This window comes from Verrucomicrobiota bacterium (genome assembly GCA_037139415.1).
In the GTDB taxonomy this organism is placed as follows: Bacteria; Verrucomicrobiota; Verrucomicrobiia; order Limisphaerales; family Fontisphaeraceae; genus JBAXGN01.
The window spans coordinates 16,628-31,477 of the sequence record JBAXGN010000088.1 but is presented as its reverse complement, the minus strand read 5'-3'; the positions used below and the strand labels follow the sequence as shown (position 1 = coordinate 31,477).

The window sequence follows — 14,850 nt, the reverse complement described above, 5'->3', positions numbered from 1 at the left end:
CATGTCGGTCGCCTTCTCACTGGAAGATAAACTGATGGAATTGCGGCCGCATTTCTTGGATAACATCGGTTAAGCGAACTCACCAAGGGCGGCCCACCTCATTATTGCGTCATCTGGCATGGAATCCCCGGCTGATGCGTCTGAACCCGCATGCGGTGTTGGTCAAGCTATTGACTTAAACAATCCTGAACGCACCAATTTTGGGGTTTGACAAAATCATAAAATATGATAATCTGATTTTATGAAAGTGATGACCATTTCAGTGACGGAGGCGGCACGCAACTTTGCGGATTGTATTAATCGTGCCCATTATCAAAACACTTCCTTCGTGCTATTGAAGAATGGACGTCCCTTTGCCCGGATCGGGCCGGAAGGCGAAAAGCGTTGCACGGGGCGGGATTTGGCTGAAGCTTTGACCACCGCCAATCTGTCGGCCAAGGAAGCGCGTGATTGGCATGAGGCGTTGCGAAGTGCGCGAGAAACCATCCAAACCCCGACTGACAAATGGCAATAATCCTTGATGCGGATGTTATCATCCGGGGTGAAAAGGGAATGTTTGATCTCAAAGGGTGGTTGGAGCGCCAGCCCGATGAAGCATTTGAGATTGCTGCCATTACCGTGGCCGAGCTTTGGCATGGAGTTGAACGGGCTACCGGCATGCAAAAGGCGCGGCGCCAGCAGTATTTGCAGGCCATGCTTGCCTCGTTGCCCATCCTCCCATACACGGAGAGCACCGCTCGTGAGCACGCTCGAATCTGGGCTGAACTCGAAGCAAAGGGCAACATGATCAGTGCCTACGATGTCATTGTGGCCGCCACGGCGTTGGAGCGTGGTAGCGAAGTAGCGACGTTCAATCGGCGTCACTTCGATTATGTGCCGGGGCTGAAAGTCGTCGAACCGCAGTGAGGCGGGATTCCAGAAATCCAGAAACCAGGGCTTCATCAAGCGCGTTGGTGCGTTACGAATACTACGAGGTGGGCAGGGTCTGTGGTTCCGTACCCCCTCACCTGTTTCCTCTCCCTCGGGGAGAGAATTTCATAATCCGGCTGAGGGAATCGGCTTAACGGATTCACTTGCGTTCGGGTAATACCGCTGCAATGGGAACCCCTGAACAGCCGCTTCCGGCTTGAACCAAACCGAGCTTGAGGCAGCCCTGCGCGCGCTGGGTAGCCGATGTGATATGATTGACATTGGCGGTTGGTACGCTAAAAACTTTCCCATCATTCGCCCGGTTTGGTGCTTTGGCGGGATCGTTATGTATCCTGTCACCTGAGCCGGCATGTTTTAATTATTATATGAGCGACGATAAGAACAGTACGGGGGCCGCCCCTGAATCGGGCAGTGCCAATGCGCCAGTGCGTGTGCGCGTCAAATTGGGCGGTAAACCTGAGGAAACCGCTGTGGCCGACCCGGTTGCATCGCCAGTTCCACCGGTCAGTGACGAGGATTTGCAGGCCATTGAGCGGCTCAAGGCCGCGTACACGGCCATCAAGGGCGAGTTGTCCAAGGTGATCGTCGGGCAGGATGCGGTGATTGACCAGGTGCTGATCGCCATCTTCACCCGCAGTCATGCCTTGCTGGTGGGGGTGCCGGGGTTGGCCAAAACCCTGCTCATTTCCACGCTGGCGCAAACGATGCATCTGACCTTCAAACGCATCCAATTTACTCCCGACCTGATGCCCAGCGATATCACTGGCACCGAGGTGATTTACCAGAATCCCGTCACCGGCGAGCGCACGTTCAAGTTTTTGCAAGGGCCGATCTTTGCCAACGTGGTGTTGGCGGACGAAATCAATCGTACCCCGCCCAAGACGCAGGCCGCCATGCTTGAGGCGATGCAGGAGCGCAAGGTGAGCGTGGGCGGCGTGGATCACAAATTGCCCAGCCCCTTCTTTGTGCTGGCGACGCAAAACCCGATTGAGCAGGAAGGCACATATCCGCTGCCGGAAGCGCAACTGGATCGTTTCATGTTCCTGATCATGGTGGATTATCCCAGCACGGCGGAAGAGTTGCAGATTATGAAGATGGCCACCAGTGTGGTTGAGACCAAGTTGGAGGCGGTGTTGAGTGCGGAGGATATCCTGCAATTGCAGCAGGTGGTGCGGCGCATGCCGGTGGCGGATCATGTGTATGCCTACGCGGAGCGCATTGTGCGCGTGACCCGCATCAAGCAGCCGGAGGCGCTGGATTTCTGCAAGAAGTGGCTCACGTGGGGCGCCGGGCCGCGCGCCAGCCTGAACCTGATCATGGCCGCCAAAGCGCGGGCCATGTTGAACGGCCAGAACTATGTGAGTTGCGAGGATGTCGCCGCCGTGGCGCTGCCCATCATGCGGCACCGCATTGCGCCCAACTTCGCCGCACAGAGCGAAGGCGTCACCACGGATGACATCACGCGCAAGATTTTGGAAACCGTTCCGCAGCATCAGAAGCTGGCCTAAGCGAGGCTGCCCGATTCCAATCTTAATCACGCCGGATGGAAAAGCTCGCCAGCCAATTGCTTGATCCCAAGACGGTTTCCCACGCGGAAATGCTGGGGCTCAACGCCCGTTTTATCGTGGAGGGCTACATGGCGGGCGAGCACAAGTCGCCGTTTCGCGGCTTTGCCATCGAGTTCGCGCAGCATCGCGAATACACCGCCGGGGACGACACCCGGCATCTGGATTGGAAAGTCCTGGGGCGCACCGACCGCTATTACATCAAGCAATACGAGCAGGAGACCAATTATGTCGCGCACCTGCTGGTGGATGGCAGCGAGTCCATGCAGTATGGCTCGGGTAAGATTACCAAATTACATTACGCCAAAATGATGGCAGCGTGCCTGGCCTACCTGGTGATTCTGCAACGTGACGCTGTTTCTCTCACCATTTTTGACCAGGAATTGCGTCATTACGTGCCGCGCAGCGATAATCGCGCCACGCTCATGACCATCATGGAGAAGCTGGCGGCGTTTGAGCCCAAGGCGAAGACCAACATTGCCGACATCCTCCATGATGCCGCCATCAAGGTGCGCCGCAAAGGCATCGTCATCCTCATCAGCGATTGTTTCGATGACGAAGACAAGATTCTGGACGGCATCCAGCATTTGCGTTTCTGCGGCCATGAAGTGATTCTGTTTCACGTCATGGATCCGCATGAATTGGAGTTTCCCTTCCGTGGATTGGTCGAATTCATCGGATTGGAACAGCATCCCAAAATCCTGACCCGGCCGAACGAAATCCGCAAAAGTTACCTGGCCGAAGTCGAGGCGTTTCGCAAGCGGTTGCGGGAAGGCTGCGAGAAAAATCGGAGCCATTATGTGCTCGTGAACACCGCGCATTCCCTGGCCGAGGTGCTGAGCGGGTACCTGGCCTTCCGTGCCCGGACGACGGTGAAATAACGTGCCATGACGTTTTTAAATCTAGGGCTGTTGTTCGGTGTCACCGCCATCGCGGTGCCCATCATCATTCATTTACTGAACCGCCGCCGGTTCCAGCGCGTGGTGTGGGCGGCCATGCGCTTTCTCAAGACCAGCGTTGAGCAGAATCAAAAGCGCATGCGCATTGAGGATTTAATTTTGCTCATCCTGCGGTGCGTGCTGGTGGCGTTGATCGCGCTGGCGCTGGCCCGCCCGGCGCTGCGGTCGTCCGCGACGAACTTTCTTGGCGGCAAAGTCACCGGCGTCCTGATTCTGGATAACTCATACAGCATGAGCCAGACGGATGGGGTGCTGTCGCGTTTCGAGAAAGGCAAGCAGGCCGGGGAACAGGCCATCAGCACCATGCCGGCCGGCTCTTCGGTGTCTGTGTTGCTGGGGTCGGACGTGGCCAATGCCGTGATTGCCGAGCCCACCATGGACATGAACCTCGTCCGCAAAGTAGTGCGGGATGCACGACTTTCAGACCGGGGCACGGACCTGCTGCCTTCCTTGAAGCGCGCCGTGGATACCTTGCGCAAAGCGCGCGGATTGCGCAAAGAAATTTACCTCGTTACCGATACGCAGGCGGTGGGCTGGAAACATCTGGCGGACATCCAGAAACTGCTGGAAACTGCCAAGAAGGACCAGATTCAGACGCGGATCGTGTTCGTGGGCGACCGCGAGGAACGGAATCTTGGCGTCAGCGGCATGCGCTTGGCTAGCGGGCTCTCGCCGGTGAATTTTCCCGTTCGCCTGGAAGTGCGCGTCAGTAACTATGGGCGTGAGGAGGTTACGGGCATCAAAGTCAGCCTGAGCGTGGATGGCGATGCGCCTCAGGATGAGACGTTTGTGGACGTGCTGCCGGGCGGGGCCTCCAAGAGCGTCTCGGTCTTTGCCCGTTTTCGCAGTGAAGGGTACCACTGGGTGACGGCCCGCATTCCGGAGGACCGCGTGCCGGCCGATGATGTTCGGACCATGGCGATTCGGGCCATCCGCGAAGTGCGGGTGTTGCTGGTGGACGGTGATCCCGGGCGGGAGCCGCGCGAGAGCCAGACCTTCTTCCTGCGCCACGCCTTTCAACCGGTGCCGCCGGCGGAGGCGAACCAGTATTTCATCAAGACCACGGTCATGAATCTGCTCGAATTGAACAATGCGCGGTTTGATGACTATGACGCGGTGGTGCTGGCCAATGTGTCTGAGCTGCCGTTGACCACGCTGCCAGTGCTGGAGCAATATTTGCGCCGGGGTGGCGGCTTGATGATTTTCCCCGGTGCCAATCTGCTCGTCAATTTTTACAACGATCAGTTGTTGAAGAAATACCAATTTCTTCCGGCGGCGTACGGGCAGGTGCGCGGGCAGGTGGACAAGGAGGATCAGTTTTTTACCCTCCAGGAGAAAGATTACGCGCATCCGTTGGTCGAACTCTGGAACGAGCCGGCCAACGGCACCCTGGCATCCGCCCATTTCTATCGCGCGTTTGAATTGCTGCCTGCCGCGTGGTCGGCGGACGATAACCGTAACCTGGAGGCCGCCCGGCAAACCAGCCTGCCCATGGCCGGTGAACCGCGCGTGGTGCTGCGGTTTGGCGATGGCCAGCCTGCCTTGATGGAGCGGTCATGGGGCCTCGGCCGGGTGATTCAATTTTGCAGCACGGCCAACACCGCTTGGAATGATCTGGCCGTTCGCCCATCCTTTGTTCCGTTGCTGCATCGCGCCTTGGGGGCCATTGTTCAGCGCCAGGATGAAGGGTTAAACCTGCGGGTGGGGGATCAGTTCATCCACCGGCTGTTGAATGAGCAGATTGGGCGGGATGTCGTGGTCATTCCGCCGGGTGATCCGCAAAATCCGCAGCGCGATCTGCGGCGCGTGGAATTGCTGCATGGCCTGCCCACGTTGACCTACGACGGCACGGACTATAGTGGCGTTTATGAGGCCTCCTTGTCCGGCGACACCGCCAAGGTGATCCGTTTTGCCGCTCAACCCGATGCGGCGGAGTCCAGCCTGGAGGAAATCCCCGCCGGCCAGCTTAAAGATTTGGAAAATCTCGCCCAGGTGATCCGGTGGAAGCCGGGGGTGCCGTTGCGGGATATTGTCACCCAGGAACGGGTTGGCATGGAACTCTGGCTGCCGTTGTTGCTGGCGGCCCTGATTCTGGCCATGGTCGAGACGTTCCTCGCCCAACATTTCAGCCGCACCAAATAGATGACTGAATTCCTGCTAAAACTATTGGGTGCGCAAATTGAGGATGCCAGCCGTATTGCTGGCATGAACCTCACGTTCGCCGGTGGCATTGGCGCGGGCACCGTGCTGTTGCTGGCCGTGGTGTGCGGCGTCCTGACCTGGTGGTTTTACCGCGAGCCCGATGAAGGTATTGCCCCGGTCCAGAAATACGCCATGATTTCTCTGCGGATGCTCTTCATTCTCCTGCTGCTGCTCTTGTTGTTGCGCCCGGTTTTATCCCTGACGGTGGAAGGGAACGTCCGCCGCGCTCTGGTGGTGCTTTTTGACGGCACCGCCAGCATGAAGATCAAGGACCCGCGCATTACCGAGCCGGACCAGAAGCGCGCTGCCATTGGCAAGGGTATCCTCGAACCGGCTGGCGGACTCCAACAGGCTGCGGACCGCACCCGGCTCAAGGAAGTGGATTTGATTTCGCGGTTGGACCTGGCCAAGGCGGTCATGAAAAATCCGCGCCTTAATTTATTACCCAGCCTGCAAAAGGACTTTGATCTCAGTCCGTTTATTTTTGGCCAGACCGTGCAGGAGTTGGTCCGCGCCGTCACGCCCGAAGGCGGAAAACCGCTCCCCGATGCCTCCCTGGGGTGGGTGGATTCCTGGACGGCTGGCATCCCGCAGACTGCCATTGGCGATTCCGTGCGCGACGCCTTGGGACGCAAACGCGGGCAGCCGCTGGCCGGCATTTTCCTCCTCACCGATGGTGGCAACAACAGCGGCGTCGCCCCGCGCGAGATCGCCGTGCTGGCCCGCCAGGAAAACGTGCCCCTCTACATTTATGGCGTGGGCATTACGTCGCCGCGCGATATTATTGTCGCCAACCTGTTTGCCCCGGAGGTCGCGTTTGTCAAAGACGAGGTGACGGTCACCGTGCGGGTCCGCGCCCAGGGCATGGCGGGCGAATCCGCCAAAGTGCTGCTCAAACTGGGCGATACCAAGGTGGACGAAAAAGAAATCACCTTTAAAGGCGATGGTGAAACCGTGGTGCCGCTCAAGTTTACCCCCGAGCAAAAAGGTGATTACGAATTGCAGGCGTATGTGCCGCCGCGACCGGATGAAACCGTGCAGGATAACAACTCCCAGTCGCAGCGCCTGCGGGTGATTGACGACAAAATCAAAGTGCTGATGATCGAACAATTCCCCCGGTGGGAATACCATTATCTTCAGGCGATGCTGTTGCGCGACCGGCGGGTCGAGGCGAAAGTCCTGCTCTTCGAGGGCGATCCGCACATCATGCGGGGCACCAATTCGCCGTATCTGGATAAGTTCCCGGAGCGCAAAGAGGACCTGTTCAAATATGATGTGGTCATTTTCGGGGACGTGGATCCCCGTAATTTCACTCCCGCCCAACTGGAAAACCTGGGTGAGTTCGTATCGCGGTTTGGCGGGGCCTTCATCATGGTGGCGGGCAAGCGGTTTTCCCCGGCCGCATATCGCAAGACGGTGATCGAGCGCATGTTGCCGGTGGAATTTGAAGCCTCGCCGATTGAGGGCGTGGGCGAAATCCAGGCCGAAAAGCCGGTCAAATTGGAACTCACCAGCGCCGGCCGCAACAGCATCATGTTCCGGCTGGCGGATACCGAGGCCGAAAGCGCCGCCCGCTGGAAGGGACTCCCGCCGGTGTATTGGGTCTCCAAAGTTTCCCGCGCCAAACCCGCCGCCCAGGTTTTCCTGGTGGACCCGGACCCGGTGAAGGAATCGCGTTTCGGCAAAATGCCTGTCGTGGCGCTGCAACAATACGGGTCCGGCCAGGCGATGTTCATCGGCACGGATAATACCTGGCGCTGGCGCCGTAATGTGGGCGATGCCTATTACGTCGCTTTCTGGGGGCAGATATCGCAACGCATGGGGCTTCAGCGTCTGTTGGGCGGGTCCAAACGCACCCAGCTTTCCATGGACCGCCAAAACGTGATGACCGGCGAGCGCGTCACCGTCTATGCCCGGTTATTTACGATGAGCTTCGAGCCGCTGACGGATGCACAGGTCAAGGCGGCCTACTCCCTGCGTAGCGCCGATTCGGGCGCCAATGCCCAGGAAACGGCGGTATTGCTGCGCCCGGTGCCCGAGCAGCCCGGGGTGTATCGAGGCGATTTCATTGCCCCGGCGCCCGGCCCGTATAAATTCTTTGTCGAGCACGACCGGGAAACCCGTCTGGACTTTAATGTGACCGAGCCGAAATTTGAATTGGGCGAGACGGCCATGAATGAAGCCTTGCTCAAGGATATGGCCGCCAGTAGCGGTGGTGCCTTCTTCCGCGAGGAAGACTTGCATACGCTGCCCAAGAAAATCAGCGCCAAAACGGAGCGCGTGCGCAGTCCGGTCGAGGTGGACCTCTGGTCCTCCTGGTTCATGTTCCTGCTGCTGCTCCTGGTGGTTACTCTGGAATGGATTCTGCGGAAATTAGCGCATCTGAAATAACCATGCCCAACGCCACGAACATTTCACCAGTGCCTGCCGCGCCGCAAGCTTACGATAGCGCCGTGTTACGCGGTAAACTGGCGTCGGTGCGCGCCCGGCATGTCTCGGTGACCCTTGGGCTTGGTATCGCCTGGCTGGTTTCGGTGGGGTTGGTGGTGGTGGCCACCGCGATGTTGTGTGACTGGTGGTTTGATTTTCCCCTCTGGCTGCGGGCGCTGTTGTTGTTGGGATACCTGGGGGCACTCGGTTGGCATCTGTTCCAGAAAATCATTCAACCTTACTTGCGCCGTCCGGATGATGAAGGCATGGCGCTGATGATCGAACGCGGCAAGCCGGAGTTTCGTTCCCGGTTTATTTCCGCCATTCAATTTGGCCGGCCCGGCGGCGTGCCACCGGGCACTTCACTGGGCTTGGCGCGCGCCTTGGTGGCGGAAACTGAAGTGCTGGCGGAAACCGTCAATTTGCAGGCGGTGGTCCCCATGCAACCTCTGATCAAAAAAGGCCGGGTCGCGGCGGGTTTGCTGCTGGTGGCGTTGGTGGCGTTTTTTATCACCCGCGAGGCCAGTGTGGATTTGCTGCGCCGCGTTTTACTTTCCGGCGTGGAAGTGCCGCGCAAGACCCGAGTGGATGTGTTGAATGGGGATAAAGTCATTGGCCGGGGGGACGCCGTCACGATCCTGCTGCGCGCCCGGGGTATCATCCCGCGCCATGGTTCGCTATTGCTCCGCCATGCCTCGGGTCATGAGGAAGAAATCGCAATTTATGCCGATAAACAGGACCCCGCCAAGTTTGTGCGGGTGATTGAGAATGTGCAGGATGACTTTACGTATCGCGTAAAGCTGGGCGATAACACCACGCGCGCCTTTAAAGTCCGGGCGATTGCCCGCCCCGAGGTGGCCTATCTGGAATGTAATCAGATTTTCCCGCCCTACACCAAACTCGGCACCGTGCGGCGTCCGCTCGGCGACCTGGCGCTGTTGGCCGGCAGCCAATTGCAATTGCGCGCCACCGCCTCCAAGGAGGTGGCCAAAGGGATTGTGAAACTGGTTGGCTTGGGCAAGGAAATAGCCATGGAAGTCAACCCGAAGAATCCCAGGGAAGTGACGGGTATCGTCCCCATTCCGGATGCCGGCCTGAACGGCGTCTCCATTTACCTTTCCGATCAGTATGGGGTCCAGACCAAGGATCCGGCCGTCTATCGGGTGGATATTTTGCCGGATAAACCGCCGGTGGTGCAGATTACGTATCCGGATCGCAAGGAAGACTTGGTCACCCGCCAGGCCACCGTGTTGATCGGGTTTGACGCCTCCGACGACTACGCCATCGCCAAGGCCTTCCTCAAATATAAAATTGACGCGGTGGACAAGGGCACGGAAAAATCAGTGGAGTTGGACTTGGGCGCGGAGCTGCCCCGCAACCTCCGCCGGCGTTATGAGTGGAAGCTCGCCACGCTGATCCCGCCGCCGCCGGAAGGCTGCATTATCGAATATTGGATGGAAGTGCGGGATGGCAATGACATTACCGGACCGGGGATTGGTATGAGTGACCATTATGTCATCAAAGTGGTCAGTGAAAGCGAAAAACGCGCCGATTTAATGAGCCGGGTGAACGATTACCTGGGCGGCATCACCGATGTGGTCAAGGACCAGGAAAAACTCAACGAGACCCTGGGCGCGCTGATCCGCAGCAAGTAGCGGAATAGCATTTCCGGCCTGAAAATAGGGCGATTTTCTCAATATTGTGCCCCGGATTTCCGGCTCAAAAATACACCGAATCTGATGGGGTGTGTTTTTCTATGTAAGTGTATCTGATACGTGACTTAATTTGTCATGATAAGGAATTACGCATTAAATAAACTTACAAGTAAGGTCATTAAATATGATAGGATGGCAATTTACGTCAAATCTATGGCAAGAAAGGTTTTGTCACAATCACCGGGATGCATAGACTAAGGATGTGCATAGAACGGCAATCAAACAGAGCAGTCAGCAAGACGTAAACGTCAACCCATAGCCATTGTAGTTATGAAAATCAACCGGCCAACCCTCATCCTCAACCTGAAACAGCCCAGTCTCCAGACGGGCCTCCTTGCGGCGGCCTTGGTTTTGGCGACGGTCGCGTCCGCCTCGGCGCAGACCCTTATCATGACCAACACCTTTGCCGGTGGCTTGGGTGGGAAACAATTTTCGGCGCCGACGGTGACCACCATTGCGACCAATGGTGGCCGGATCATCGTCAAGTGGACGGCGGGCTTCAATGACAGCGAGACGCCGTACAAGCTCTATGAATATACCACGGTGGGTGGCAAGACGGTGTCCAACTTGGTATGCCGTTCCTATGCGAATTCCGTGGTCTTGCCGGCCAAAGCGCCGTTGCAGGTGTTCGCCGTTTCGGCTCCTGCGCCGCAATATGTCGGGGAGGCCACCTGCGGCACCTGCCATACCAACATTCATGCCTCGGAAATGACAGCCCGCCATTTCGGCGCGCTCAATACGCTCAAGGCGGCGGGCAATGGCACCAATAAGAATTGTTTGCCCTGTCATACGGTTGGTTATGGAACGCCCAATGGTTTCGTCAATGAAGCCACCACGCCTCAGCTCGCCGGTGTGCAATGCGAAAACTGCCATGGCCCGGGACAGGCGCACGCTTCCGCCCCGAACGATTTGACCCTGCGCCCGGCGATTGTAATGAGTGGCGAGTTGTGCGGTGGTTGCCATACCGGTTCCCATCATCCCACCTATGATGAGTGGCACACTACGCCGCATGCCTCGGTTTTGGCTGATGTGGCGGCGGCCCCCAGTGGTTTTCTTAGCACTAACGTGGTAACGTCACAAGGACGTATGAATTCCTGCGGCGCCTGCCACTCCGGCGCGGTTCGTTTATCTTTCTTGAAGAATAAGCCGCTGCCTTCGGGTACCAATGCTGCCGCAATTGGTGTCACCTGCGTGGTCTGCCACGATCCGCATGGTGCAACTGCCAATGGTTTCCAACTCCGTAATCCGACCAGTTCGACCAATTATTTTACCTATAACACCTCGATTGCCTTTTCCAACCAATATAACCCGAATATCAGCGTGTGCGGCCAGTGTCATAATTCCCGTGGCGCCGATCCTGCCTCAACCAGCCGTCCGCCGCATCACTCCCCCCAATATAATATCTTGAACGGAAACTTCCCGACCACCTTCCAGATAGCCACTAATATTGGTCAATTGACCATGTCACCGCACTATAAACTGGCCCAGGATCAATGCGCTACCTGCCATATGCAGGATTCGCCGACGAGCGGACTTGCCCAGCATAAGTTCGAGGTGGATAGCTTCGATGTGTGCCTTAAGTGTCATACCGGGGATGCAACTTGGATGAATGTGCTCATGGAATTTACTCAGGAAGCGACCCGTGAGAAGATTCAAGTCGTGAAGTCCAACCTGAACTATTGGGCCGTCACCAAAGCTTCCATCCAGTTGCGCACCAATGCTGGCACCAATTACCTGGCATGGGAGTTCACTAGTGTGGGGCAGCTTTCGACCAACCGGCCGGCCGCGATTTCAGCCAGCAAGTGGGTGGGGGCCTCGGCTGCCATTCAGACAAATGCGGTATATGGGTTGCCGGCTAACATTGTTCAGGCCCGGTTCGGTCTCTACTTGGTTGAACACGATGGCTCCTATGGCGTGCATAACAACGCCTATACGTGGAATTTGCTGAAGATTGCCGAAGAAAAGGTGAAGGCGGAAATTGCTAAACCCTGATCAGGGGTAACGGAACAATCGGACCAAAAAGCGACGCTTATGATCAAGTATCTCAAGGCACACAAAAGCCGGGCGGGATGGCTGTTGGCGGGCGGCGCCGCGCTGATCCTGGCCACGGTTTCCTGCGAAACGGTCACGCGGACCGTCGTCATTCCCCCCAATATCCCCGGAGCCAAATACGTCGGGTCCAAAGCCTGCGCGGAATGCCACGAGGATCTCTGCCGGGATTTCAAGACGGCGACCCATGCGCGGCTGCAAACTCCGGGGCCGAACGCCATCAATATGGGTTGCGAGTCTTGCCATGGTCCTGGCAGCCTGCACGCGGAAAGCGCGGGCGAGCGGCGCACGGGCACGAACTACAAACCGGGTGACCCGCAAGTGCGCCCGAGCAGCCAGCGGCAGACCATCATCAATCCGCGCCGTTCTTCGGAGAATTGCTTTGATTGTCACTTGGATAAACGCGGCCAGTTTGAACTGCCTCATCATCACCCCGTGCCCGAAGGCAAGGTGAGTTGCGGTGATTGCCATAATCCTCACAAGGGCCAGGTCACCAAGGGTGGCGGCACGGCGTTGCAATCGCAGAACGACGCCTGCATCAAGTGCCATCCCGCCCAACGCGGGCCGTATGTGTTCGAGCACGCCGCCATGCGGGAAGGCTGTACCACCTGCCATGATGTGCATGGCAGCGTCAACGATAAAATGCTCACGGTGCGCAATCAGAACCTGTGTTTGAAATGTCACTTCCAGCAACAGCAACCAGGCCGGCTCTTGATCGGCGGTTGGGACCATACTCTGCTGCTGAAACAGGGGACGTGCTGGACGGCGGGTTGCCACCAAGCCGTGCACGGGTCACGCGTCAATGCCTCACTGCGGTTTTAACCTTTTTCGAGAACACTCATGAAAACAAACTACTCTTCACGTGCTCGAAGTGCCATGGTGGCTGGTTGGGTCGCTGCCGCCGCTGGTCTGGCGGTCGCCGGTTATGCCGCCGATTCCACCAACAAGCCGGTGGCGGTTCCCGATGATTACTCTGAAAGCTACACCAATTGGGTGGATTTGTCGGTTGGCGGGTTGCTGATTGACGGAAATCCGAATGCCCCGAAACAGCGCCATTATATCCATCAGGGAGCCTTTGGTGGCATCGAGGACTTGCACTATGAATCCAAGGTGGGGAAGAAGGATTCCCTGAATTTGGATGTGCGGGCCTTGTTTGACAACCAGGATTACAAGCTGCGCTTGGAATATGTGCGCCCTGAAGTGGGGTTCGTCCGGGCCGGTTACAAAGCCTATCGCACGTGGTACGATGGCAGCGGCGGTTATTATGCCGGTGACCAGGCGAATGTGCGCATGGTGCATCTCTATGATGAGTCGCTTCACTTGGACCGGGGTGAGGCCTGGATTGAAGGCGGGTTAACCCTCAAGGATTGGCCCCAAATCAGGCTCAAATATAGTACGCTCTTTCGCGAAGGCGAAAAAGACTCCACGTCCATGGGGGTAACGCGACCCTATGGTGCCGGGCCAAGCCGTGCCATTGTGCCCTCCTTTTTGGGGATTGACGAGCATCGCAATATCTTCGAGGCGGAAATTAAACATAAGTTGGGCAAGACCGATTTTGGCTTGGGACTCAATTACGAATCAGCTAGGCAGAATAATTCCCAGAATTCACGTCAATATCCCAACCAGTTGAATGACCGTCATGTCACCAGCCGGGATCAGGTCTGGACGGATGTGCTGAATGTCTATGGTTTCACGGAAACCCGGTATAGCCCGAAAGTGTTTTTCTCCTCGGGATATTCCTTTAGCACGTTGGATACCGATATTGCGGGGACCCGCACGTATGGTGCCAGTTACGATTCCGCCTATGTGCCTGCGCTCGCTAATGGCCTCGGATATTTTAATCTTGCGGGCGGTTCGGAGTCCAAGGAGTTCACCGGGACGTTCAGTCTGATGTACACCCCGCGCGAGTCGTGGACCATTGTTCCTTCGGTGCGTCTTTATCGGGTTGGCACGGATAGCCAGTCCACCTATATGCAAACTGGCAATGGTGCGCCGACGCTGGTCAATTCCACCAGTTCGCGTGATAATCTGGACGTGACCGAGCAGTTGGAAATCCGTTATACCGGTTTCACCAATTGGGTCGTTTATGCCCGTGCGGAATTGCTGGAAGGGCAGGGCAACTACCAGGAAAATGGTGGTAACGGTATTTTGCCACGGGTGGACCAGAATACTGACGACAGTCGGTTGCAGCAGAAATATACGCTGGGACTGAACTGGTATCCGGTGCGCCGGGTCAATATGGATTTCCAATATTATCACGTGAACCGTGACAATAAATACACCCATTTGCTGGATAATACGCCGAATACTCCGCTTAGCGGTAATCGGTATCCCGCTTATTTGAAGGACCAAAACCTGGATACGGACGGTGGCAATGTTCGCCTGACCTTGCGTCCGTTGAACAATGTAACCTTGGTAAGCCGGTACGATTTACAATACTCGACCATCCATACCACTCCGGATGCGGCAGCCGGTCTCAGCGAGGCGGAAAGCGCCCGCATGATATCACATGTGTTTGCCCAAAACATTACTTGGGTTCCGGTGAGCCGTCTCTATTTGCAAGGTGGTTTCAACTACGTCATCAGCAAGACCGAATCTGAAGCGGGTAATTATACGGCGGCCGTGCTCAACGCCCGCAATAATTATTACACCCTGACGACGACCGCTGGGTTTGTGGTGGATAACAAAACCGACCTGCAAGCGAGTTATTTCTATTATCGGGCCAATGATTACACTCCCGATAACAGCTTTGGTGCGGCGATGAGTTACGGGGCTGGAGCCAAGGAACAGGCGGTCACTTGCATGGTTTCCCGCAAGCTGCGCCCCAATATGCGACTCTCGTTGAAATACGGTTTCTACAGCTATCGGGATGAAGCCTCGGGCGGTTGGAATAATTATGATGCACACTTGATTTATTCCACCCTGCAATACCGGTTTTAACCCGATAGCACCTTTTTTAACTCCTTGAATAAAGGATGAGTTCAAATAGTCTCTATAAGT

Annotated in this window: 10 protein-coding genes; all 10 read left to right on the top strand. The window is 56.8% G+C overall.

Going from position 1 to position 14,850, the window contains the following annotated elements; genetic code table 11:
- Positions 1-241 precede the first annotated feature (241 nt).
- The 10 genes from WCO56_16125 (at position 242) to WCO56_16080 (ending at position 14,790) form a co-directional block, all read left to right on the top strand.
- Entirely contained in the window at positions 242-514 is a 273-nt protein-coding gene (locus WCO56_16125) for a hypothetical protein (GenBank protein MEI7731105.1), read from the top strand.
- Positions 505-906 (top strand): PIN domain-containing protein, encoded by a 402-nt coding sequence (locus tag WCO56_16120; GenBank protein ID MEI7731104.1) that lies wholly within the window; start codon positions 505-507, stop codon positions 904-906. The genes WCO56_16125 and WCO56_16120 overlap by 10 nt, the downstream gene beginning before the upstream one ends.
- Before the next feature lie 389 nt (positions 907-1,295).
- Positions 1,296-2,438, top strand: coding sequence for a MoxR family ATPase (locus WCO56_16115; GenBank protein ID MEI7731103.1), 1,143 nt, complete (start codon positions 1,296-1,298; stop codon positions 2,436-2,438).
- Positions 2,439-2,473: 35 nt separating this feature from the next.
- Positions 2,474-3,376: a DUF58 domain-containing protein gene (locus WCO56_16110; GenBank protein ID MEI7731102.1), complete on the top strand. Its 903-nt coding sequence runs from the start codon at positions 2,474-2,476 to the stop codon at positions 3,374-3,376.
- A gap of 6 nt (positions 3,377-3,382) precedes the next feature.
- Positions 3,383-5,596, top strand: a complete 2,214-nt coding sequence (locus tag WCO56_16105) for a BatA domain-containing protein (protein ID MEI7731101.1) — start codon at positions 3,383-3,385, stop codon at positions 5,594-5,596.
- Entirely contained in the window at positions 5,597-8,047 is a 2,451-nt protein-coding gene (locus tag WCO56_16100; protein MEI7731100.1) for a CARDB domain-containing protein, read from the top strand.
- 2 nt (positions 8,048-8,049) lie between these two features.
- The gene (locus tag WCO56_16095) at positions 8,050-9,741 is read left to right on the top strand and encodes a hypothetical protein (GenBank protein MEI7731099.1); all 1,692 of its coding nucleotides are present in this window, start codon (positions 8,050-8,052) and stop codon (positions 9,739-9,741) included.
- A 330-nt stretch (positions 9,742-10,071) separates the two neighbouring features.
- Entirely contained in the window at positions 10,072-11,793 is a 1,722-nt protein-coding gene (locus WCO56_16090; protein ID MEI7731098.1) for a multiheme c-type cytochrome, read from the top strand.
- A gap of 39 nt (positions 11,794-11,832) precedes the next feature.
- Positions 11,833-12,672: a cytochrome c3 family protein gene (locus WCO56_16085; protein MEI7731097.1), complete on the top strand. Its 840-nt coding sequence runs from the start codon at positions 11,833-11,835 to the stop codon at positions 12,670-12,672.
- 18 nt (positions 12,673-12,690) lie between these two features.
- Positions 12,691-14,790, top strand: a complete 2,100-nt coding sequence (locus tag WCO56_16080; protein ID MEI7731096.1) for a hypothetical protein — start codon at positions 12,691-12,693, stop codon at positions 14,788-14,790.
- Positions 14,791-14,850 lie beyond the last annotated feature (60 nt).